Here is a 22106-nt window from a genome sequence, read left to right as displayed (position 1 = left end):
CAAGCCCCTCAGGAACCCCCCGATTCCGCCACCGCCGGATCAAAAGCAAGATGCGTTCCACAAGGCGCCGGGGAGCGGCGCCGGGGAACCACGATGAAGGCTGCACTCTCGACCCAGCTGGGCCAACAACTTCACCTCACCCCGCAGCTGCTGCAGTCGATCCGGCTGCTGCAGCTTGATGGCCTGCACCTGGAACAGGAAATCCAGCGCCTGCTGGACTCGAATCCCCTGCTGGAAATCGAAGAACCCGAAGCACCGGCCGCCGACGCCACCGACGTTGCCACCGCGACGCTGGAAACCGCCGCGTTCGACGAGCTGCCTGAGTCGTCGATGTGGGACGTGGCCGGCGCCAGCTGGCAGGACGGCGACGACGACCGCATGGCGCGCATCGCCGCCGGCGAATCCACCGACCCGCAGCTGCGCGTGCTGCAGCGCCTGTCGCTGGACATGGATGATCGCCAGCTGGCAGTGGCCGCATTCTGGCTGGACCACTGCGACGAGGCTGGCTACCTGCAGGCGCCACTGGGCCAGCTGCAGCTGCTGGCCAGCGCCCAGTTCGACATCGACGCCGACGGCGTCGAAGCCATCCGCCAGCAGCTGCTGCACGGTGACCCGGCCGGCATGGCCGCCCAGGACCTGCGCGAGGGCCTGCAGGCGCAGCTGCGCAGCCTGCACGGCGCGGTGCCTGCCCGCCACCTGGCCACGCGCATCCTGGACGGCGCACTCGATGCGCTGGCCGCACATGATTACCCCGCCCTCGCCCGCCAGCACGACGCCGAGATCGACGATGTGCGCGAATCGGTACGCCTGATCCTGTCGCTGCAGCCACGCCCAGGCGACAGCCTGCTGCCGGAACGCAATGCCGTTGTGGTTCCGGATGTGGTCGCCTGGCACGCCGATGGCCAGTGGAAAGTGGCATTGAACCCGGCCACCAGTCGCCGCGTCTCCATCAACAGCCAGTACGAACAGGCGCTGGCAGAGACCAGTGAGGCCGCCCCGGCACTGCGCGAGATGCTGCAGGAAGCGCGCTGGTTCAGCCGCGGCCTGTCGATGCGCTACGACACCCTGCTGCGCACCGCACGGGTGATCGTTGAGCGCCAGGCCGCGTTCCTGGTGCGTGGCGAGGAAGCCATGGCACCGCTGACCCTGAAGGAAGTGGCCGAGGAAATCGGCATGCACGAGTCCACCGTCTCGCGCATCACCACCGGCAAGTTCCTGCAGACCCCGCGCGGCACCTTCGAACTGAAGCATTTCTTCGCCGTCCGACTGGAAGGCGCCAGCGTCTCCGGGCAGGCGGTCAAGGCCATGGTCCGCCGCCTGATCGACGCCGAACCGGCCGGTCGGCCACTGGCCGATGAGGCGATCGCCGGCCTGTTGTCACGCCAGGGGGTGAACATTGCCCGCCGAACCGTCGCAAAATACCGGGAACAACTGGACATCGCCCCGGCCCGTGAACGGCGCCGGCTCGGCGCCAGGCAACCACAGCTGGCCCGGGTGGGCTGAAAAGGATGTTGCACATGAACAAGCTTACCGTCCTGCTGGTCGATGACCACGAGGGCTTCATCAACGCGGCAATGCGCCACTTCCGCAAGATCGACTGGCTGCAGATCGTCGGCAGCGCCGGCAACGGCCTGGAAGCGATCGAGCGTTCGGAAACGTTGCGCCCGCAGGTCGTATTGATGGATCTGGCAATGCCTGAGATGGGCGGCCTGCAGGCCACCCGCCTGATCAAGTCGCAGGACGACGCACCGTACATCGTGATCGCCAGCCACTTCGACGACGCCGAGCACCGCGAGCACGCGCTGCGTGCCGGTGCCGACAATTTCGTCAGCAAGCTGTCCTACATCCAGGAAGTCATGCCGATCCTGGAAGGCCTCAGGGAGGAACAGTCGTGAGCGAATCGCGCATCCTTGTGCTGGACAACGACGCCGTGCGTGCAGAGCGCACCGTTGCCCTGCTGGAGTTCATGGACTTCAACCCGCGCTGGGTCTCCGACGCGGCCGACTTCGATCTGGGCCGGCAGCGCCAGAACGATTGGATGGCAGTGATCGTCGGCAGTCTGGACGACAACGCCGCCAGCGCCGCACTCTACAACTGGCTGGGCGGCAGCAGCCTGCCACCGCCGGTACTGCTGGCCGACGGTGATGCCGCAGCCTTCGCGCAGCAGCACGGCCTGCACGAAGCCAACATCTGGCCGCTGGAGACGCCGCTGCGCCACGCGCAGATGGAAGCCCTGCTGCGCCGCGCCAGCCTCAAGCGCCTGGATGCCGAGCACCAGGCCGGTGCGGCGCAGGAGCAGGGACCGACCGGCAACGGCCCGGCGGTCACCGCGCTGCGCACCATGATCGAGCAGGTCGCCGCGTTCGACACCACCGTGCTGGTGCTGGGCGAATCCGGCACCGGCAAGGAAGTGGTGTCGCGCGCCATCCACCAGCGCTCGCCGCGCCGTGATGGCCCGTTCGTGGCGATCAACTGCGGCGCCATTCCGGCCGACCTGCTGGAAAGCGAACTGTTCGGTCACGAAAAGGGTGCCTTCACCGGCGCATTGACCGCGCGCAAGGGCCGCTTCGAGATGGCCGAAGGCGGCACCCTGCTGCTGGACGAAATTGGCGACATGAGCCTGCCGATGCAGGTGAAGCTGCTGCGCGTGCTGCAGGAACGCAGCTTCGAGCGCGTCGGTGGCAACCAGACCATCCGCTGCAACGTGCGTGTCGTGGCCGCGACCCACCGTGATCTGGAAACCCGCATCGCCGAAGGCAAGTTCCGTGAGGATCTGTTCTACCGCCTCAACGTGTTCCCGATTGAAGTACCCGCGCTGCGCGAGCGTCGCGAGGACCTGCCGGCACTGGTGGAAACCATCGCCGCACAGCTGGCGCGCACCGGCCGTGGCGAAGTGCGCTTCACCCCGGAAGCCCTGCAGGCACTGGCGGGCTACGAATGGCCGGGCAACGTGCGCGAGCTGACCAACCTGGTCGAGCGCCTGGCCGTGCTGCATCCGGGTGGATCGGTGCGCGTACAGGACCTGCCGGCCCGCTACCGTGGCGATGCCGCGCTGGCCGCCGTCGCTACGCCGGCGCCGGCACAGCCCGCCACCAGCGAAGAGCGACTGGACCTGCGCAGCTTCTCGTTCCACACGCCCGGCAGCGGCAACCAGCCGGCGCTGGAGCACGGCATCGCTGTCAATCGCCCGGCGGCACCGGCCGCCCTGCCCGACGAAGGCATGGACCTGCGCAACCACATGGCCAACATCGAACTGGGCCTGATCAACGAAGCACTGGAACGCACCCAGGGCGTGGTCGCCCACGCCGCCCAGCTGCTCGGCCTGCGCCGCACCACCTTGGTGGAAAAGCTGCGCAAGTACGGCATCGAACGCGAGCAGGCCGAACTGGCCGGCTGAAGCGCGCTACCAGCATGAAGGGGGCACGAACGCCTGGGCTTGCCCGGGCGTTCGTGTTTTTGAGATTTACAACTTTTCCCAATGCGTTCTGCTTCGTTACGCAATAGCCTCAAGGGTTGTGATTTCGACCAGGGAATGCCATGAACGGGACCTTCGAAGATTCCATGCAGGAAATACTGGAATCAATGCTGAGCGTTTGCCTGGAGTACGGAGAGCATCGCGTGGATGGGGTCTACCTGTACGGTGCAGCGGAAGATGGGACGTCATCTGCAGACGTCTTCTATGACATTGGCGGTCACCTCTACAGGACCAACCAGTTGAACGACGCTCCCGCGGCCGGAAGTGGTCAGCCGTTTGACCTTTCCGATTCCCGTGGCAGCGCCCTGCTGGATTTTCTCTTGGACGATCTTGATCGCCTACTTGAACTTCATAAGAATCATGATCGAGAACCCCCTACCCAGCTGAAGGCGCACTTCGACGCCGTTACGGAAAAGCTGAGCGTCAAGTTCAGCCACGATCTCCATTTCTCCAATACCGAAGATCTCCTGCCTTCCGATATGTTCGAAGCGTGGCTGCAGGAAGTGAAGGAACGCTCCTCAAATGCCCGAGGCAACGGTTAACCCGAAGCCCATGCGAGGCGTCGAATGCGAGCACGCCGCGCCGACCAGCTGAACGAACTCGCAGGGGTCAAAGTGCCACCTGCGGTAGGGAGCCGAAACTCCCGCGTTTACAAGTCTTCCTAAAGACAGCAGCGCCGAACTGCGGTGCATTGGCAAGGACATCCCAAGGAGGTCCACATGCATCGCTTGATCCTGCTCGCCGTCCTGCTCTGCCCGGCCCTGGCCACCGCGGCCAACTGCATCCTGCCCGCCACGCTCGACCAGCGCCAGTTCACCAACCTCAGCGACCCGCTGTACGCCCCGGACAACCCCAATGCCGGACGCATGGTCCAGGTCAGCTTCGCCGGCAGCCAGTACGTGCTCGACATCCTCGGCACCGACCTGCGCATCGGCGGCAGCTACCGCTACCAGCGCCTGGCCCCGCATATCGCGGAACTCCACATGACCGAGGCCCACCCGGCCGGCCCCGCCCACTACACCCTGCTGCTGACCTGCCAGAGCGACCGCCAGGGTCGCTTCATCTACACCCAGCACGACGGACCCATTGCCCCGCTCCAGCGCCAGAATTCCGGCCGCTGGACCCTGCAGCCGTAGGCCAGAAAACCGACGCCGGTTAAATGGCGCCACGACCGGAGTCAGAGCCCGTTGCGTTGCAACGGGATCCGACCCCGTGCCGACCAACGGTCGGCACCCACCATCATCAGAAGCACCATCAGAAGCACCATCAGACGCAGGTTCCAACAGATCGCGGCCACCTGTCGAAGGCGGGGTGGGTCCGGTTGCGGGGGCGTGAGCGCCATGGATGGCGCGACCGAGCCTCCATGGACGGATTTACGGCGTCCCCCGTAACCGGACCCACCCCGCCACCCCACGGATAGCCCGATTTTGACGTTGATGTTGACGTGGCCTCTGCGGGTGCAGGGCGCAGCCCTGCCACCAAACACCCCCACCCTCACTTCACTGAATCGAAAACCGGTTTCGGCACGGCACTTGCACTGGCTACAGCAGACAACCCCATCCCTGTTTCTGGAACCGTTGCAGATGTCCCACTCCGTCACTTCGATCCTTTCGCAGATCCGCTCCTATCAGACCCAGATGGGACAGCCGGCGCTCAACCCGCTGGGCGAAACGCCTCGCAGCAACGCCCTGCCGGGCACGGTGCTGGATGCACCGCAGGCCCAGCCGGCCAGCTTCACCGAAACCCTGCGTGGTGCGATTGCCGGCGTCAACGATGCGCAACAGAAATCCGGCGCCCTCGCCAAGGCCTTCGAAATGGGCGACCCCAGCGCCGACCTCGCCAAGGTGATGGTCGCCTCGCAGCAGTCCCAGATCGCCTTCCGCGCCACCGTGGAAGTCCGCAACCGTCTCGTCCAGGCTTACCAGGACGTGATGAACATGCCGCTGTAAGGAATAGAGACGCATGGCACTGACGCTCTCCAAGGACAGCCTGAACGCCGAAAAGGCCGGGCAATGGTTCGACCGCCTGCAGAGCCTGCAGATCACCCGTCGGCTGGGCCTGATGGCGATGATCGCGGTGGCGGTGGCGGCAGGCCTGTCCGTGTTCTTCTGGTCGCAGAAGCCGGGCATGGTCCCGCTGTACACCGGCCTGGACCAGAAGGCCACCGCTGAAGCCACCGACCTGCTGCGCGCCGCGCAGATTCCGTTCGCGCTCGACCCGGCCACCGGTGGCATCACCGTGCCGGAAAAGAACCTGCACGACGCCCGCCTGAAGCTGGCCGGTTCCGGCCTGACCGACAGTGGCAAGCTCGGCTTCGAGCTGATGGAACGCGACCCGGGCTTCGGCGTCAGCCAGTTCGTCGAAAGCGCGCGCTACCAGCACGCGCTGGAAACCGAACTGTCGCGCACCATCAACACGCTGCGCCCGGTGCGCGATTCGCGCGTGCACCTGGCCATTCCCAAGCCCAGCGCCTTCACCCGCCAGCGCGACGTAGCCAGTGCCTCGGTCACCCTGGAACTGCGTGGTGGCCAGCAGCTGGAACGCAGCCAGGTGGATGCCATCGTGCACATGGTTGCGGCCAGCATCCCGGATCTCGCGCCGGAGCGGGTGACCGTCGTCGACCAGAGTGGGCGCATGCTCAGCATCACCGACCCGAACAGCGAAGCGGCGGTCAACGCTGCCCAGTTCGAGCAGGTGCGCCGCCAGGAAACCTCGTTCAACCAGCGCATCCGCGAGCTGCTGGAACCGATGACCGGCCCTGGCCGCGTCAACCCGGAAGTGAGCGTGGACATGGATTTCTCGGTGACCGAGGAGGCCCGCGAGCTTTACAACGGTGAGCCGCAGAAGCTGCGCAGCGAGCAGATGAGCGAGAACACCACCAGCACCCCTGGCCCGCAGGGTGTGCCGGGTGCGACCAGCAACAGCCCGCCGGGCCAGCAGGCTGCACCGGCCACCGCGCAGACCCCGACCGAAAGCAGCAAGAACGCCACCCGCAACTACGAGCTGGACCGCACCCTGCAGCACACCCGCCAGCCGGCAGGCCGCATCAAGCGCGTCTCGGTGGCGGTGCTGGTGGACAACGTGCCGCGCGCCGGCGCCAACGGCAAGATGAGCCCGCAGCCGCTGTCGGCCGCCGAACTGACCCGCGTCGAAGCGCTGGTCAAGCAGGCCGTCGGCTTCAACGCCGAGCGTGGCGATACCGTGTCGGTGATGAATGCCCCGTTCGTGCGGGATACCACGCCGGTCGAAGGCCCGGCCTGGTGGGAGCTGCCGTGGGTGCACGATGCCGGCCGCATGCTGCTCGGCGCGGTGGTGGTGCTGGCGCTGCTGTTCGGTGTGCTGCGCCCGGCACTGCGTGCGATCACCGGCCAGAACAAGAAGAACGACGAACCAGCACTGGAACCGCACACCGCGGATGTGCAGCTGGTCGATGACGATGGCATGCCGCTGCCGGCGCTGGGCGCCGACCGGGCCAGCCTGGCCGGACCAGACGCACTGGCCCTGCCGGTGGATTCTTATGAGGAACGACTGCGGATGGCGCGTGAAGCCGTGAAGACCGACTCCAAGCGCGTGGCCCAGGTGGTCAAGGGCTGGGTGGCCAATGACTGAGGCACAACTGACCGGCGTACAGCGCGCGGCCGTGCTGCTGCTGTCCCTGGGTGAGCTGGATGCGGCCGAAGTGCTGCGCCACATGGAACCCAAGGAAGTGCAGAAGATCGGCATCGCCATGGCCACCATGACCGACATCACCCGCGAGCAGGTGGAACGGGTGATGGACCAGTTCGGCCAGGAGCTGGGCTCGAAGACCTCGCTGGGCGTGGGCTCGGACGACTACATCCGCAACATGCTGGTGCAGGCGCTGGGCAGCGAGAAGGCCGGCAACCTGATCGACCGCATCCTGCTCGGCCGCAACACCACCGGCCTGGACGCGCTGAAGTGGATGGACCCGCGTGCGGTGGCCGACCTGGTGCGCAACGAGCACCCGCAGATCATCGCCATCGTGATGGCGCACCTGGAAACCGACCAGGCCGCCGACGCGCTGAAACTGCTGCCGGACCGTACCCGCGTGGACGTGCTGCTGCGCATCGCCACCCTCGACGGCATTCCGCCGAACGCACTCAATGAACTCAACGAGATCATGGAGCGCCAGTTCGCCGGCAACCAGAACCTGAAATCGTCCAACATCGGCGGCGTGCAGTGCGCGGCCAACATCCTGAACTTCATGGACAGCGGCCAGGACCAGGCGATCCTGGGAGAAATCGCCCGCATCGATGCGCCGTTGAGCAACCGCATCCAGGACCTGATGTTCGTGTTCGACGATCTGGTCGACCTGGATGACCGCGAAATGCAGCTGGTGCTGCGCGAAGTGAGCGGCGAGCGCCTGGGCCTGGCCCTGCGCGGTGCCGACATCAAGGTGCGCGACAAGATCACCCGCAACATGTCGCAGCGCGCGGCCGAAATCCTGCTGGAAGACATGGAAGCTCGTGGCCCGGTGCGCCTGTCCGACGTGGAAGGCGCACAGCGCGAGATCCTGGCCATCGTCAAGCGCATGGCCGATGAAGGCACCGTCACCATCGGTGGCAGCGCGGAGGCCATGCTGTGAGCAACGTCGTGCGCTGGCTTGCCCCGGACCTGCTGGCCCAGCCCGAACCGGTGCTGGAGCAGGAGGATGGGTTCGAACTCACCGAGCCGGACCCGGAGCACGAGCCGGAGCCGCCGCTGCAGCTGCCGACCCTGGAGGAAATCCAGGCCATCCAGGACAGCGCCGAGAAGGAAGGCTTCCAGCACGGCCATGCCGAAGGTTACGGCCAGGGCCAGGCCGAAGTGCGTCGCCTCGCCGCGCAGATCGAAGGCATCCTCGACAACTTCAGCCGACCGCTGGTGCGGCTGGAGAACGAAGTGGTCGGCGCACTGGGCGAACTGGCGGTACGCATCGCCGGTGCGCTGGTCGGCCGCGCCTATGAAGCTGACCCGGCACTGCTGGCACAGCTGGTCGGTGAGGCCATCGACGCGGTGGGTGGCAGCACCCGCGAGGTCGAAGTGCGACTGCATCCGGATGACATCGCCGCCCTCGCCCCGCTGTTGAGCCTGCCGCCACAACAGCGCCTGGTGCCAGACACCAGCCTCAGCCGCGGCGATCTTCGCGTGCACGCCGAGGCCGTGCGCATCGACGGCACCCTGGAAGCCCGCCTGCGCGGCGCGCTGGACGCGGTGATCCGCCAGACCGGAGCCAATGCATGAACCCCGATCCGCAGCCGACGCCGCCACCGGCCGACTGGGCCATGGCCCGCAACCTGCGCCTGGCCCGTCGCCTCGATGGACTGCGCGTGGATACCGCCCATGGCCGTGGCCTGATCCGCGAAGGCGTGCTGCGCCGCGCGGTCGGACTGACCCTGGAAGCTGTCGGCTGCGAGGCGCCGCTGGGGGCCAGCTGCAAGGTGGAAGTGGTCGACGGCGGCTGGGTCGATGCCGAAGTGGTCGGCTTCGCCGGCGAGCGCACTTACCTGATGCCCAGTGCCGAGCTGCATGGCCTGTTGCCCAACGCCCGCGTGGTGCCGTCGGCGCGCCGCGGTGGCGTGGAAGTGGGCGAAGGCCTGCTTGGCCGCGTCATCGACAGCGATGGCGTGCCGCTGGACGGCAAGGGCCCGATCCGCGCCGAAGGCCATGTCGGCATGGCCGGCGTGTCGATCAATCCACTGGCGCGTGAACCGATCACCCAGCCGCTGGACGTGGGCGTGCGCGCGATCAACGCGCTGCTGCCGATCGGCCGCGGCCAGCGTGTCGGCCTGTTCGCCGGCTCCGGCGTCGGCAAGTCGACGCTGCTGGGCATGATGACCCGCTACACCGCCGCCGACGTGATCGTGGTCGGCCTGATCGGTGAACGTGGCCGCGAAGTGCGCGATTTCGTCGAGACCACGCTGGGCGAGGAAGGCCTGCGCCGCGCCGTGGTAGTGGCCAGTCCCGCCGACCGGCCGCCGCTGGCGCGCCTGCACGGTGCCTACCGCGCTACCGCCATCGCCGAATGGTTCCGCGACCAGGGACTGAACGTGCTGCTGCTGATGGACTCGCTGACCCGCTTCGCCCAGGCACAGCGCGAGATCGGCCTGTCGGTGGGCGAGCCGCCGACCACCCGCGGCTACCCGCCGTCGGTGTTCGCCAAGCTGCCGGCACTGGTCGAACGCGCCGGCAATGGCGCCAAGGGCCGTGGCTCGATCACTGCGTTCTACACGGTGCTGACCGAAGGCGATGATCCGCAGGACCCGATCGCCGATGCGGCGCGCGCGATCCTCGACGGCCACATCCTGCTCTCGCGGCGCGTGGCCGACAGCGGCCTGTACCCGGCCATCGACGTTGAATCGTCGGTCAGCCGTGTGGTCACGGAAATCGCCGACGAGCCGTGGCGCCTGCGCATCCGCAAATTGAAGCGACTGGTCTCGGCCTACTCGGCCAACCGTGACCTGATCGCCATCGGTGCCTACCAGCGCGGCAACGACGCGGCCACCGACGAAGCCCTGGAACGCTGGCCGGAAATCATGGAGTTCCTCGGCCAGGACGTTGCCAAGGCCGCAGATCTCCCGCACAGCCAGGCGGCGCTGCAGCGCCTGGTGGAACAAGAGAGTTAAGCCATGAACCAGTCCAAGCGCATTGATCCCCTGCTCAAGCGGGCCCAGGAACACGAGGACGCGGTCGCCCGCGACCTGGCCGAACGCCAGCGCGTGCTCGATACCCATCTATCGCGACTGGACGAACTGCGCCGCTACGCCGAGGAGTACGCCAACGCTCAGATGGCCGCCACCAGCCCGGTGCAGCTGCTCAACCGACGCGCTTTCCTCGACCGGTTGGACAGTGCCGTCGAACAGCAGCAGGCCACGGTCAATGGCAACCGCGAAAAGGTGGAAGCCGAGCGCGCCCGGCTGATCCTGGCCAGCCGTGACAAGGCCGTGCTGGAACAGCTGGCCGCGAGCTACCGCGCGCAGGAAAAAGTGGTGACCGACCGCCGCGACCAGCGCGAGATGGACGATATCGGTGCGCGCCGCGCGCGCCTGGTCCAGGCCGAAGACCAGGACGGCACCGAGCAGGGAGGTCGCTCGTGATGCCCTCCCCACTCGCCGGCAGTGCCAACCCTGCCACGCCGGCCACCAGCAACAGTGCGGCGCGCGCCCCGCGCAGCGAAGGCGGAAAGGACTTCAGCCAGCTGCTGCAGGACGGCGCGCCCTCTGCACCCGCCCCTGCCGGCAGCGCCACCACGCCGTCGCCATCCACGTCGAGCCAGCCGTCGACCACTGACAGCAGTGGCCAGGCACCAGGCGAACGCAGCGACGCCGAAGCGGTAACCGCTGAAGCGCCGCCGCTGCCGCCCGTTGCCGTGACCCCGGCTGCACCCGCTACCGACAAGGACAAGCCCGCCGCGACCGAAGACGCCCCTTGGCCGCCGCTCGGTCTGGCCGGCCTGGTGCTGGCGATGCCGACGCCCGTGGATGCGGCCGCTGCCCTGCCGACCACCGCTGCACCGTCGCAGGCCAGCGACGGCAGCGCACTGCCCGTTGCCCCTGCCGCGAACCCGGCACTGCCTGCAACCGCGCCAGCAGCGGCCACCGCAGCGACGGCCGACGGCAAACCGGCGGCGACCAGCGCGGACGATGCCACCGCGCTGCCACTGCCGGAGATGATCCTGCCCGGCAAGCGCAGCGAGCGCGGCGAAGGCAGCGACGTGGCTGTCCTCGGCGACCGCGCCAGTGCACCACTGCTGCATGCACCGGCGGGGGCCGCCGTACAGGACCTGAAGGCGGCGCTCGCCACCGGCAACGCGATCTTCAATGGCGAACCCACACCGAAGCCCGTGCTGGGTGACGACGGCTTCGACCAGGCCATCGGCGCACGCCTGGGCTGGCTGGCCGACCAGAAAATCGGCCACGCCCATATCCGCCTGAGCCCGGACGATATGGGCCCGGTCGACGTGCGCCTGCAGTTGAACGGCGACAAGGTGCACGCCAGCTTCAGCAGCCCGCACGTGGACGTGCGGCAGGCGCTGGAAAGCAGCCTGCCGCGCCTGCGCGAGCTGCTGGGCGAACAGGGCTTCCAGCTGGCACACGCTGATGTTGGCCACCAGGCCCCGGGGGGCGACGGCAATGCGTCGGGAGCATCTGGCAACGGTGGGACGGCCGGTGACGGAGAACCGTCGCCCGGCGACACCAACGTGTCGTCCGCACAGTTGATCCGCCAGCGCGGGTTGCTGGACGCCTACGCCTGACAGGCGTGCCAACCAAGGTTGGCACCCACCAGGGCAGTGCGGTTGGCACCCACCAGAGCGGGGCGGTCGGCACCCACCAGGGCACCGGGGCAATAGAGCCGCACCGGCCAGTATCGCGTTGGTGGGTGCGGAGCTTGCTCCGCACGGCCCCACCGCCCCCCGACGGAATTCCGTCGCACCCCTCTGCCCCGCCTTCGGCACACCCCTTGCATATCCCGGTGAAGCAACCCTCAGGAGCTTCACCCCGTGGCCGCAGCCGCTGACAAAACCAAGAAGACCGCCGAGAAGGACAAGGCCGCCAAGCCGCGCAGTCCGATCCTGATCACCGCGCTGGTGGCCGTACTGGCCGCCGCTGCCGCCGGTGGCGGCGTCTGGTTCTTCACCCAGTCCAAGCACGAAGACAAGGCCCCGCAGGCCCCGAAGAAGACCATGACCCCGGCACCGGCCCAGTATTTCGCGCTGGACCCGGCCTTCGTGGTCAACCTCAACGGCCCGGTCGACGGTCCGCGCTACCTGCAGCTGGAAGTGCAGCTGATGACCCGCGACCCGTCCGCGCTGGAAGCGATCAAGACCCATGCACCCGCCATCCGCGCACGCCTGCTGATGCTGTTCTCGCAGGTCAGCCCGGACCAGATCGCCGATGTCGCCGGCAAGCAGAAGCTGCAGGCTGCGTCGCTGGCCGAAGTGCAGAAAGTGCTCAAGGCCGAGACCGGCAGCAATGGTGCCGACGACCTGCTGTTCACCAGCTTCGTGACCCAGTAAGGGCCCACCGATGAATGATCTGTTGTCCCAGGACGAGATCGATGCCCTGCTCCACGGCGTGGACAGTGGCGCGGTCGAAACCGATCCGGAACCGCCGTCAGGCGAAGCGCGCTCGTACGACTTCGCCAGCCAGGACCGCATCATCCGCGGTCGCATGCCAACCCTGGAAATGGTCCACGAGCGTTTCGCGCGCCTGTGGCGGATCGGCCTGTTCAACCTGATCCGTCGCTCGGCCGAGCTGTCGGTGCGCGGCATCGAGCTGATCAAGTTCAACGACTACATGCACTCGCTGTATGTGCCGACCAACCTGAACCTGATCCGCTTCAAGCCGCTGCGCGGTACCGGCCTGATCGTGTTCGAGCCGACCCTGGTGTTCGCCATCGTCGACAACTTCTTCGGTGGCGACGGGCGCTACCCCACCCGCATCGAAGGCCGCGAGTTCACCGCCACCGAAATGCGGGTGATCCACCTGCTGCTGAAGCAGACCTTCGCCGACCTGCGCGAGGCCTGGGCACCGGTGATGGACGTCGACTTCGAGTACATCAACTCGGAGATCAACCCGCACTTCGCCAACATCGTGACGCCGCGCGAATACGTGGTGGTGTGCCGCCTGCACGTCGAACTCGATGGCGGCGGTGGCGACATCCACGTCACCCTGCCGTATTCGATGCTGGAGCCGATCCGCGAGCTGCTCGACGCCGGCATCCAGAGCGACCGCAACGACCGCGACGAGAGCTGGGGCAAGACCCTGCGTGAACAGCTCAACATCGCCGAAGTCACCCTGTCCAGCGTACTGGCCAGCAAGCGCATGACCCTGCGTGACCTGACCCAACTGAAGGTCGGCGACATCCTGCCGATCGAGCTGAGCCCGCAGGTGCCGGTGTGCGTGGAGAACATCCCGGTGTTCACCGGCGAGTTCGGCATCGCCAACGGCATGAACGCCGTGAAGATCACCGCTACCCATCCGCCGGGCACCCGCCCGCGCGTACCCGTCATCCAGGAAGACCCGCAATGAACGATATCGACGCCCTCGAACCCACTCCGGCCCAGTTCAGCAGCCTGCAGGCCGATGAGGCGAACGGCCCGGACCTGAACCTGGACGTGATCCTCGACGTACCGGTGACGCTGTCGCTGGAAGTCGGTCGCGCGCGCCTGCCGATCCGCAACCTGCTGCAGCTCAACCAGGGTTCGGTGGTGGAACTGGAACGTGGTGCCGGCGAGTCGCTGGATGTGTTCGTCAACGGCACCCTGATCGCCCATGGCGAAGTGGTGGTGATCAATGACCGCTTCGGCGTGCGCCTGACCGATGTGGTCAGCCCGAGCGAGCGGATCCGGAGACTGCGTTGAGCCTGCTGGCCTCCACCCTGCTGGCGGTCGGCAAGACCGCCGCTCCGGCCGGCCCGCAGATCGGCCAGCACGCAGCCGCCGCACCGAGCCTGTTCGGCGCGGTGCTGGCGCTGCTGGCAGTGCTGGCGCTGGTCATCGGCCTCGGCTGGCTGCTCAAGCGCCTGCCCGGCAGTGGTTTCCGCCCGGCCGAAGGCATGAAGGTGGTGGCCAGCCTGAGTGTCGGTGCCAAGGAGCGCGTGGTGGTGGTCGAGGTCAACGGCCAGCAGCTGCTGCTGGGCGTCACCGCCGGCGGCATCAACACCCTGCACACCCTGCCCGAACCGCTGCCGCCGCCCGCGCCCGTGCGCGTGCCGGACTTCAAGAATCTTCCGAATTTCGCCCAGCTGCTGCAGCAGCGGCTGCGCAAGGACCCCTGACATGCGTGTCGCCCGTACCCGTCTTGCCACCCTGATGCCGTGGCTGCTGATGCTCGCCCTGTGCCTGTTGCCGGCACTGGCCTTCGCTGCACCCGGCGCACCGACCACGCCACTGCCGGACATCAACGTCGGCAAGATCGGAGGTGCGCCGGTCAGCCTGCCGCTGCAGACCCTGCTGCTGATGACGGCGATCACCCTGATCCCGTCGATGTTGCTGGTGCTGACCTCGTTCACCCGCATCATCATCGTGCTGGGCCTGCTGCGCCAGGCGCTGGGTACCGGGCAGACCCCGTCCAACCAGGTGCTGCTGGGCCTGGCCCTGTTCCTCACCGCGATGGTGATGATGCCGACCTGGGACAAGGCCTGGAGCACCGGCATGGCGCCGTACCTCAATGGCGAGATCGACTTCCAGACCGCCTGGACGCTGACCACCACGCCGTTGCGCGGCTTCATGCTGGCGCAGATCCGGGAGACCGACCTGATGACCTTCGCCGGCATCGCCGGGCACGGCACCTACGCCAGCCCCGACGCGATCCCGTTCCCGGTACTGGTCGCATCGTTCGTCACCAGCGAACTGAAGACCGCCTTCGAAATCGGCTTCCTGATCTTCATCCCGTTCGTGATCATCGACCTGGTCGTGGCCAGCGTGCTGATGTCGATGGGCATGATGATGCTGTCGCCGATGCTGGTGTCGGCACCGTTCAAGATCCTGCTGTTCGTGCTGGTGGATGGCTGGGTGCTGACGGTGGGTACGTTGGCGGCGAGCTTCAATCCGGCGTGATTGAGAGGCAGTCGGGCATGGCTCGGCTCTACAGAAGCACAGTCGAGCGCGGCTCGACTCCACACAAGCAGATGGACCCCGAATGTCTCCCGAACTTGCCTTGACCGAACTGCGTGGCGGCCTGATCACCGTGTTGTGGGTGGCCGGCCCGCTGCTGCTCACCGTGCTGGTGGTGGGCGTGGTGGTGGGCGTGGTGCAGGCCGCGACCCAGCTCAACGAACCGACCATCGCCTTCGTTGCCAAGGCGGCGGCACTGACCGCGGTGCTGTTCGCGCTCGGCAGCCTGCTGATCGGCCACCTGGTTGAATTCACCACGCTGCTGTTCCAGCGCATTCCACACCTGATCGGCTAGGACACGCGCCTCGATGGACGCCGCCACCCAGATGGCTGCCGACGGCCTGCAGGCCTTTGGCATGATCGGCACCGTGCTGTGGACCATGCTGCGCATCGGCGCGGTGGCCATGGCCATGCCCATGGTCGGCACCCGTGCGGTGCCGGCACGGATCCGCGTGATCCTGGCCGGTACCCTTGCCATCGCGTTGGCACCGCTGCTGCCGCCGGTTCCGGACTGGACCGGCTTCGATGCTGCCACCGTACTGACCATCGCCCGCGAGCTGGCCATCGGCGTGTCCATCGGCTTCCTGCTGCGGCTGGTGTTCGAGGCCGGCGCGATGGCCGGCGAACTGATCGCCCAGGGCACCGGCCTGGCCTTCGCGCAGATGAGCGACCCGCTTCGTGGCGGCACCTCCGGCGTGATCGGGCAGTGGTTCTACCTGCTGTTCGGCCTGCTGTTCTTCACCGCCAACGGCCATCTGGCGCTGATCTCGCTGGTGGTGGACAGCTACCGGGCGCTGCCGATCGGCGCCCCGCTGCCGGACCCGCACGCCTTCTTCAGCATCGCTCCGACCTTCCTGCTGACCGTGCTGCGCGGCGCACTGACCCTGGCTATTCCACTGACCGTGGCGATGCTGGCGGTGAACCTGGCCTTCGGCGTGCTGGCGCGTGCTGCCCCGGCACTGAATCCGATCCAGCTGGGCCTGCCGGTCTCACTGCTGCTGGGCCTGTTCCTGCTGGCCCTGCTGGCCGGGGAAATGGGCCCGCCGGTACAGCGCCTGTTCGATGCCGCCTTCCAGGCTGCGGACGCGGTTACACACTGACCCGATCATCACGTTTTACTGCTTGCCCTTCCCCCGGGTCTGCGCGCTAGAGTGAATGCGCGGCAACCGGGGGGATGCCGCACGTGGCCGCCGCCCTGCGTCGGCCTGCCTCATGCATGCCCCACCGTGGTTTCCGTCGACAGGCAGGTCCGGGAGACTGACGAATGCTGGTAGGCACGTACAACCCGTGGCTGGTGGCGATCTCGTTGCTGGTTGCCGTGATGGCGTCATACACCGCGCTGGCGATGGCCGGGCGCACGGTCACCGCACCCGGCAAGGGCGCGGCCTGGTGGTGGCGCCTCGGTGGTGGCTTCGCCATGGGCCTGGGCATCTGGTCGATGCACTTCATCGGCATGCTCGCCTTCGACCTGCCCATTCCGCTCGGCTACGACCTGCCGATCACCCTGCTCTCCCTGGCCCTGGCCATCGCCTCATCGGTGTTCGCGCTGTGGCTGGTTTCGCTGCGCACCCTGCCGCACCCACGCCTGGCCGGCGGGGCATTGCTGATGGGTACCGGCATTGCCGGCATGCACTACGTCGGCATGGCGGCGATGCGCATGCAACCCGGCATCGACTATGACCCGGGCTGGCTGCTGTTCTCGCTGATCGTGGCGGTCGCCGCCTCATGGACTGCGTTGTATGTGGCATTCCGCCTGCGCGCGCAGCGCACCCGTGTCGGCGACCGGCTGGCAGCCGCTGGCCTGCTCGGGCTGGCCATCGTTGGCATGCACTACACCGGCATGGCCGCCGCACGCTTTCCGGAAGGCAGCATCTGCGGCGCGGCGGTCGGCGATGGCCTGCAGAACGAGTGGCTGGCGATGCTGGTAGTGGTGCTGACGGTCGCGATCCTCGCGGTGGTGCTGGTGGTGTCCTGGCTGGACCAGCGGGTGGAGGCGCAGCTGCTGCGGCTGCGCAATTCCATGCTGAGCACTTCGTTGACCGATGCGCAGCAGGAACTGACCCAGGCCGCACTGCATGATCCGCTCACCCGCCTGCCCAACCGCCTGCTGTTGCAGCGCCGCATCGTGCAGGCACTGGCCGAGGCCGAACAGGGCGGTAGCCGCTTCGCGGTGATGTTCATGGACCTGGACGGCTTCAAGCAGGTCAACGATGCCTATGGCCACCAGGCGGGTGACGCATTGCTGGTGGCGGTGGCCGAGCGCACCCGCCAGCTGCTGCGCCCGCATGACATGCTGGCGCGCCTGGGCGGCGATGAGTTCGTGCTGGTGGTGCGCATCGAGCACGATGAGGATCTGCCAACCCTCGCCCGGCGCATCCTGCAGGCGGTCGGCAGTGGGCCGTTGCTGCCGGACAACGAACTGCAGGTAACCGCCAGCATCGGCGTGGCGATCTGCCCGGATCACGCCGCCAGCGAGCGGCAGCTGATGGCCTTTGCCGACGCGGCGATGTACCAGGCCAAGGAATCCGGGCGCAACGCCTTCGTGCTGTTCGCCGACTGGATGAATGACAGCGCCGAACAACAGTTCCGGCTGCTGGCCGACCTGCGCCGGGCCATCGGCAGCGAGCAGCTGTTCCTGCACTACCAGCCCAAGATCCGCGTGGCCACGCAGAAGGTGGCCGGTGCCGAAGCATTGATCCGCTGGCACCACCCGGAGCATGGCCTGATTCCGCCCGATCGGTTCATCCGCCTGGCCGAGCGCAGTGGTGCGATCAACGAGATCGGGCGCTGGGCGCTGGACCAGGCCTGCCTACAGCTGCGGCGCTGGCACGATGCCGGTCACGAAGGCTGGTCGATGTCGGTGAACCTGTCGCCGGTGCAGTTCAGTTCGCCGCACCTGCTGCAGGATGTGCGCGCGGTGATCGAACGCCACAACATCGCCCCGCGCCACCTGGTGCTGGAAATCACCGAAAGCACGGTGATGCGCGATACCGACACCAGCCTGCGCCTGCTGCAGGCGCTGTCGGCGCTGGGCGTAGGCATCTCCATCGATGACTTCGGCACCGGCTATTCCAGCCTGCTGTACCTGAAGCGGCTGCCAGCCACCGAGATCAAGATCGACCATGCGTTCGTGCGCGACCTGGAACACAGTGCAGAGGACGTGGTGATCGTCTCGGCGATCGTGGCGCTGGGCCATGCGCTGGACATGGACATCGTCGCCGAGGGCGTGGAGACCGCCGCCCAGCGCGCCTACCTGGAGCGCCTGGGCTGCGACTACCTGCAGGGCTACCTGCTGGGACGGCCGGTCGATGCGGCGCGCTTCATGCAGCTGCACGACCTGCCCCGGCCGCGGGTGGAACTGGCGCAGAGCCCACCGCCCAGCGACAACGCGCCCCGGTAGCGCCGAGCCTGCGCTCGGCTCCCGCCGGGCACGGCCCGGCGCTACCATTGGTTGGCCTTCGGTAGATCCACGCCACGCGTGGATGCGCCGTTCCACCCTCATCCCAGGAAGCGCCCGTGGCCCTACGCACCCCCCTTGCTGGCCTGTTGCTGGCCCTTGCTGTTGGCCACGCTGCTGCCGCTGATCTGCCGTGGTCATTGCCAGCCGATGCTTCCCCGGCCCAGGTCGACGCTGCCCTGCAGGCCCTTGGCAAGGGCGTGCTGAAGTCGCCCAGCCTGACCGAGGTACAGCGCGGCCACGCGTTGGTGGCGGCGGGCCAGACGGCCGAAGCGCGGCAATCGATCCAGCGGGCACGCGCATCGCTTGCAAGCGACGGTGATACCGCAGCAGTGCAACGCTGGGTGCCGATGCTGCTGCTCGTCACCGCCGGCGAGCAGGACGCAGCGGAGTATGCGCGCGCCTTCCACGCCACCTTCGCCGCCCTCGACGACGTTGCGGCGGTGCAGGCCGGTGCCGCACTCTCGGCTGAGCCAGCCCCGGTGCGCGCCCAGCTGGAGCAGGCCGTCGCGGCACAGGCGGGGGCGACGACCATTGCCGAGGCCGTCGCCCTGGAACTGCTGCGCCTGCGGGCGGTACTGCGTGCGCAGACCCTGGCCGCTGCCCTGGCCCCTCCGCTGGTCGCGGCGGAAGAGCAGCGCCGCTTCGCCATAGACGACGCATTGCGCATCCCCGTTGGCGATGGCGTCGTGCTGTCGGCGCAGCTGGCCCGCCCTCGCGCCGCATCGGCGCCCCTGCCTGCGGCCATGCTGTTCACCATCTACACCGATCCACCCAAGAACCGGCAGAAGATGCTGCTGGCCGCCGCGCATGGCTACGCCGGCATCGTGGTCGATGCGCGCGGCAAGGGCCAGGGCAGTGGCACCATCGCCCCCTACGAGCATGACGGCGCGGACGCCAACGCGGCCATCGACTGGATCAGCCGCCAGCCATGGAGCGATGGCCGGGTGGCCATGTATGGCGGCAGCTACGAGGGCTTTACTGCCTGGGCGGCGGCGCGCCATCACCATCCCGCATTGAAGACCATCGTGCCCTACGTTGCCGCCATCCCCGGCCAGGGCCTGCCGATGGAGAACAACGTGTTCCTGAGTGCCAACTACGGTTGGGCGTTCTATGTGGCCAATGGCCCGATGCTGGACAACGATACTTACAACCAGAACGAACGCTGGTCACAGCTGCCCCGCCGCTGGTATGCCTCCGGCCGCCCTTACCGGCAGATCGACCAGATCGACGGCACGCCCAACCCCTGGCTGCAGCGCTGGCTCGATCACCCGACGTACGACGCCTACTGGCAGTCGATGGTTCCCTATGGCGACCAGTTCGACGACATCCGCATCCCGGTACTGACCATCACCGGGTACTACGACGATGGCCAGATCTCGGCGCTGCAGTACTTCAAGGAGCACCTCCGGCACCGCCCCGATGCCGACCATGCGCTGCTGATCGGCCCCTACGACCATCGCGGTGCGCAGTCGGCGCTCAAGCCGATGCAGCTGCGTGGATACGACCTGGACGCCGTCGCGCAGTTCGACACGCCCGCACTGACCTTCCAGTGGCTGGACCATGTGCTGCGCGGCGCGCCGCGCCCGGCGCTGGTGCCTGACCGCGTGAACTACCAGCTGATGGGCGCCAATCGCTGGGGGCATGCGGCAACACTGGACGCCGCCGCGGGTGCCCACCGCCGCTACCACCTGTCGGCTGCACCCGCTTCGCCCGATGGCTACCACCGCCTGCAGGAACAGCCGCCAGCGCCGGGCCAGCTGGGGCAGACCGTGAACATGGCCGACCGCAACGAAATGCGGCACGGCTACTACCCGTTCCCCATCGTCGCAGCACAGGATGAAGCCGACACCGCGCTGGCCTATGTCTCGGAACCCTTCACCGGCCCCATGGACCTGGTAGGCAGCTTCTCCGGAGACCTGAAGGTACGGATCAACAAGCGCGACTTCGATTTCACCGTCACCCTGTACGAGCTGATGGCCGATGGACACCGGATGCAGCTGTCCTATTACATGGGCCGGGCCAGCCACGTGCGTGACCCGGGTACGCGCCAGTTGCTGCAGCCCGGCCAATGGACCCACCTGCCCTTCGATCGCACGCGCATGGTCGCCCGCCGCCTGGCTGCCGGCAGCCGCCTGCTGGTGAAGGTGGATGTGCTGAAGGACGCCATGCACCAGGTCAACCACGGCAGCGGCCGCGATGTCAGCGACGAATCGGCCGCTGATGGGGGCACCCCGCTGCAGGTGGATTGGCACAGCGACAGTGTTCTGACGATTCCCCTGCGCCCCGCCAGCGACTCCCTACAGTAGATCCATACCATGCGTGGATAGGCAACGGCCCATCACGGAACACTTCTTGCACGCACCCCGGCATCCCCTGCCGCAGTGCCCGTGATGTCCGAGAACGAATCCGCCGGCGAAAAGACCGAACAACCTACCGAAAAACGCCTGCGCGACGCCCGTGAACAAGGCAACCTGCCGCGCTCGCGCGAACTTGGCACCGCCGCCGTGTTCGGTGCCGGCGTGCTGGCGGTGATGGCCATGAGCGGCTCGATCGGCCGTGGCGCCAGTGCCTGGATGAAGCACGCGCTCAGCCCGGAACAGGGCCTGCGGCAGAACCCGAAGGAACTGTTCGGCCACTTCGGCGACCTGCTGCTGCAGTTCATGCTGGTGATCGCACCGCTGGTGCTGGTCTGCCTGCTGGCCAGCTTCGTCGCCCCGTTGGTGATGGGCGGCCTGCGCTGGTCGCAGAAGGCGTTGCTGCCCGACATCAACCGCATGAACCCGATGAGCGGGCTCAAGCGCCTGTATGGCCCGGAGGCGATTGCCGAATTCACCAAATCGCTGCTGCGCGTGGCCTTCGTCGGCGTCGCCGCAGGGCTGGTGGTCTGGACCGGCTTCGACACCCTGCGCGGGCTGATCCACCACCCGCTGGAAACCGCCATCACCGATGGCCTGGGCTTCACCCTGCGCCTGCTGCTGGCCACCGCCGGCGCGATGCTGGTGCTGGCCGCCATCGATGCGCCCTACCAGCGCTGGAACTGGATGCGCAAGCTGAAGATGACCCGTGAAGAGCTGCGCCGGGAAATGAAGGAGAGCGAGGGCAGCCCCGAGGTGAAGGGCCGCATCCGCCAGCTGCAGCAGCAGATGGCCAACCGTCGGATGATGGAAGCGGTACCCACCGCCGACGTGGTGGTGGTCAACCCGACGCACTACGCGGTGGCCCTGAAGTACGAGGGTGGGACCATGAATGCTCCCACCGTGGTCGCCCTGGGCGTGGACGAAACCGCCCTGCGCATCCGTGAGGTCGCCGACGGCAACAAGGTCGCGATCGTCTCCGCCCCGCCTTTGGCACGCGCCTTGTATCGGGAAGGCCAACTCGGAAAGGAAATCCCCGTGAGACTGTATTCGGCCGTCGCCCAGGTCCTGTCCTACGTCTACCAGCTGCGCGCCTGGCGCACTGGCCCGATGCCGGACGCCCCGCACATCCAGGTGGATGAATTCGGCAAGGGGGGCCGCCCGTGAGCGCCCAGCCCTCCGCCGGCTTCAACACCCGCCGTG

At 67.4% G+C, this 22106-nt stretch carries 22 protein-coding genes; all 22 read left to right on the top strand.

What is annotated here, in order from left to right:
* Positions 1-93 precede the first annotated feature (93 nt).
* Positions 94-1503, top strand: coding sequence for an RNA polymerase factor sigma-54 (gene rpoN / locus Q9Q79_RS09910; protein ID WP_012480114.1), 1410 nt, complete (start codon positions 94-96; stop codon positions 1501-1503).
* Between the two features lie 14 nt (positions 1504-1517).
* Positions 1518-1895: a response regulator transcription factor gene (locus Q9Q79_RS09905; RefSeq protein WP_005409556.1), complete on the top strand. Its 378-nt coding sequence runs from the start codon at positions 1518-1520 to the stop codon at positions 1893-1895.
* Positions 1892-3397 carry a sigma-54 dependent transcriptional regulator gene (locus Q9Q79_RS09900; RefSeq protein WP_012480113.1) on the top strand — a complete coding sequence of 502 codons (1506 nt, stop codon included), beginning with the start codon at positions 1892-1894 and terminating at the stop codon, positions 3395-3397. The genes Q9Q79_RS09905 and Q9Q79_RS09900 overlap by 4 nt, the downstream gene beginning before the upstream one ends.
* Before the next feature lie 140 nt (positions 3398-3537).
* Complete coding sequence (locus Q9Q79_RS09895) at positions 3538-4017, top strand: hypothetical protein (protein WP_012480112.1); 480 nt, start codon at positions 3538-3540, stop codon at positions 4015-4017.
* 177 nt (positions 4018-4194) lie between these two features.
* Positions 4195-4611, top strand: coding sequence for a hypothetical protein (locus Q9Q79_RS09890; protein WP_201861713.1), 417 nt, complete (start codon positions 4195-4197; stop codon positions 4609-4611).
* 447 nt (positions 4612-5058) lie between these two features.
* Positions 5059-5424, top strand: coding sequence for a flagellar hook-basal body complex protein FliE (fliE, locus tag Q9Q79_RS09885; RefSeq protein WP_005409552.1), 366 nt, complete (start codon positions 5059-5061; stop codon positions 5422-5424).
* Positions 5425-5437: 13 nt separating this feature from the next.
* Positions 5438-7084 (top strand): flagellar basal-body MS-ring/collar protein FliF, encoded by a 1647-nt coding sequence (gene fliF / locus Q9Q79_RS09880; protein ID WP_012480110.1) that lies wholly within the window; start codon positions 5438-5440, stop codon positions 7082-7084.
* Between the two features lie 7 nt (positions 7085-7091).
* Positions 7092-8078 (top strand): flagellar motor switch protein FliG, encoded by a 987-nt coding sequence (gene fliG, locus Q9Q79_RS09875; RefSeq protein ID WP_024958226.1) that lies wholly within the window; start codon positions 7092-7094, stop codon positions 8076-8078.
* Positions 8075-8716: a FliH/SctL family protein gene (locus Q9Q79_RS09870; protein WP_012480109.1), complete on the top strand. Its 642-nt coding sequence runs from the start codon at positions 8075-8077 to the stop codon at positions 8714-8716. Before fliG ends, Q9Q79_RS09870 begins: the two co-directional genes overlap by 4 nt.
* The gene (locus Q9Q79_RS09865) at positions 8713-10098 is read left to right on the top strand and encodes a FliI/YscN family ATPase (protein ID WP_005413257.1); all 1386 of its coding nucleotides are present in this window, start codon (positions 8713-8715) and stop codon (positions 10096-10098) included. The genes Q9Q79_RS09870 and Q9Q79_RS09865 overlap by 4 nt, the downstream gene beginning before the upstream one ends.
* A gap of 3 nt (positions 10099-10101) precedes the next feature.
* Positions 10102-10569 carry a flagellar export protein FliJ gene (fliJ, locus tag Q9Q79_RS09860; protein ID WP_201861715.1) on the top strand — a complete coding sequence of 156 codons (468 nt, stop codon included), beginning with the start codon at positions 10102-10104 and terminating at the stop codon, positions 10567-10569.
* The gene (locus Q9Q79_RS09855; protein ID WP_099561932.1) at positions 10569-11726 is read left to right on the top strand and encodes a flagellar hook-length control protein FliK; all 1158 of its coding nucleotides are present in this window, start codon (positions 10569-10571) and stop codon (positions 11724-11726) included. Before fliJ ends, Q9Q79_RS09855 begins: the two co-directional genes overlap by 1 nt.
* Positions 11727-11972: 246 nt before the next feature.
* Positions 11973-12488: a flagellar basal body-associated FliL family protein gene (locus Q9Q79_RS09850; RefSeq protein WP_099523900.1), complete on the top strand. Its 516-nt coding sequence runs from the start codon at positions 11973-11975 to the stop codon at positions 12486-12488.
* A 10-nt stretch (positions 12489-12498) separates the two neighbouring features.
* Complete coding sequence (fliM, locus tag Q9Q79_RS09845; RefSeq protein ID WP_005409544.1) at positions 12499-13503, top strand: flagellar motor switch protein FliM; 1005 nt, start codon at positions 12499-12501, stop codon at positions 13501-13503.
* A complete protein-coding gene (gene fliN / locus Q9Q79_RS09840) occupies positions 13500-13835 on the top strand; it encodes a flagellar motor switch protein FliN (protein ID WP_005409543.1) in 336 nt (111 codons plus the stop codon). The genes fliM and fliN overlap by 4 nt, the downstream gene beginning before the upstream one ends.
* Entirely contained in the window at positions 13832-14251 is a 420-nt protein-coding gene (gene fliO, locus Q9Q79_RS09835; RefSeq protein WP_005409542.1) for a flagellar biosynthetic protein FliO, read from the top strand. The genes fliN and fliO overlap by 4 nt, the downstream gene beginning before the upstream one ends.
* A 1-nt stretch (position 14252) precedes the next feature.
* Positions 14253-15032 (top strand): flagellar type III secretion system pore protein FliP, encoded by a 780-nt coding sequence (gene fliP, locus Q9Q79_RS09830; RefSeq protein ID WP_049404621.1) that lies wholly within the window; start codon positions 14253-14255, stop codon positions 15030-15032.
* Between the two features lie 82 nt (positions 15033-15114).
* Positions 15115-15384, top strand: a complete 270-nt coding sequence (locus Q9Q79_RS09825) for a flagellar biosynthetic protein FliQ (protein WP_005413254.1) — start codon at positions 15115-15117, stop codon at positions 15382-15384.
* 13 nt (positions 15385-15397) lie between these two features.
* Positions 15398-16189: a flagellar biosynthetic protein FliR gene (gene fliR, locus Q9Q79_RS09820; RefSeq protein WP_005409539.1), complete on the top strand. Its 792-nt coding sequence runs from the start codon at positions 15398-15400 to the stop codon at positions 16187-16189.
* Positions 16190-16353: 164 nt separating this feature from the next.
* A complete protein-coding gene (locus tag Q9Q79_RS09815) occupies positions 16354-18489 on the top strand; it encodes a bifunctional diguanylate cyclase/phosphodiesterase (protein ID WP_005409538.1) in 2136 nt (711 codons plus the stop codon).
* Between the two features lie 116 nt (positions 18490-18605).
* The gene (locus tag Q9Q79_RS09810; protein ID WP_201861718.1) at positions 18606-20855 is read left to right on the top strand and encodes a CocE/NonD family hydrolase; all 2250 of its coding nucleotides are present in this window, start codon (positions 18606-18608) and stop codon (positions 20853-20855) included.
* Between the two features lie 84 nt (positions 20856-20939).
* A complete protein-coding gene (gene flhB, locus Q9Q79_RS09805; RefSeq protein ID WP_012480102.1) occupies positions 20940-22070 on the top strand; it encodes a flagellar biosynthesis protein FlhB in 1131 nt (376 codons plus the stop codon).
* Positions 22071-22106: the final 36 nt, after the last annotated feature.

This window comes from Stenotrophomonas sp. a6, assembly GCF_030913325.1.
Taxonomy (GTDB): Bacteria; Pseudomonadota; Gammaproteobacteria; order Xanthomonadales; family Xanthomonadaceae; genus Stenotrophomonas; species Stenotrophomonas maltophilia.
The sequence above is the reverse complement of the archived record's forward strand: the minus strand, read 5'-3'. Positions and strand labels throughout refer to the sequence as shown.

Bases quoted from the DNA above. Each gene is read 5' to 3' on its own strand.
- fliM (WP_005409544.1), top strand. From the start codon at position 12,499: ATGAATGATCTGTTGTCCCAGGACGAGATCGATGCCCTGCTCCACGGC.
- fliP (WP_049404621.1), top strand. From the start codon at position 14,253: ATGCGTGTCGCCCGTACCCGTCTTGCCACCCTGATGCCGTGGCTGCTG.
- Q9Q79_RS09855 (WP_099561932.1), top strand. From the start codon at position 10,569: ATGCCCTCCCCACTCGCCGGCAGTGCCAACCCTGCCACGCCGGCCACC.
- Q9Q79_RS09890 (WP_201861713.1), top strand. From the start codon at position 4,195: ATGCATCGCTTGATCCTGCTCGCCGTCCTGCTCTGCCCGGCCCTGGCC.
- Q9Q79_RS09895 (WP_012480112.1), top strand. From the start codon at position 3,538: ATGAACGGGACCTTCGAAGATTCCATGCAGGAAATACTGGAATCAATG.
- flhB (WP_012480102.1), top strand. From the start codon at position 20,940: ATGTCCGAGAACGAATCCGCCGGCGAAAAGACCGAACAACCTACCGAA.
- Q9Q79_RS09905 (WP_005409556.1), top strand. From the start codon at position 1,518: ATGAACAAGCTTACCGTCCTGCTGGTCGATGACCACGAGGGCTTCATC.
- rpoN (WP_012480114.1), top strand. From the start codon at position 94: ATGAAGGCTGCACTCTCGACCCAGCTGGGCCAACAACTTCACCTCACC.
- fliN (WP_005409543.1), top strand. From the start codon at position 13,500: ATGAACGATATCGACGCCCTCGAACCCACTCCGGCCCAGTTCAGCAGC.
- fliR (WP_005409539.1), top strand. From the start codon at position 15,398: ATGGACGCCGCCACCCAGATGGCTGCCGACGGCCTGCAGGCCTTTGGC.
- fliJ (WP_201861715.1), top strand. From the start codon at position 10,102: ATGAACCAGTCCAAGCGCATTGATCCCCTGCTCAAGCGGGCCCAGGAA.
- fliE (WP_005409552.1), top strand. From the start codon at position 5,059: ATGTCCCACTCCGTCACTTCGATCCTTTCGCAGATCCGCTCCTATCAG.
- Q9Q79_RS09825 (WP_005413254.1), top strand. From the start codon at position 15,115: ATGTCTCCCGAACTTGCCTTGACCGAACTGCGTGGCGGCCTGATCACC.
- fliF (WP_012480110.1), top strand. From the start codon at position 5,438: ATGGCACTGACGCTCTCCAAGGACAGCCTGAACGCCGAAAAGGCCGGG.
- Q9Q79_RS09815 (WP_005409538.1), top strand. From the start codon at position 16,354: ATGCTGGTAGGCACGTACAACCCGTGGCTGGTGGCGATCTCGTTGCTG.
- Q9Q79_RS09865 (WP_005413257.1), top strand. From the start codon at position 8,713: ATGAACCCCGATCCGCAGCCGACGCCGCCACCGGCCGACTGGGCCATG.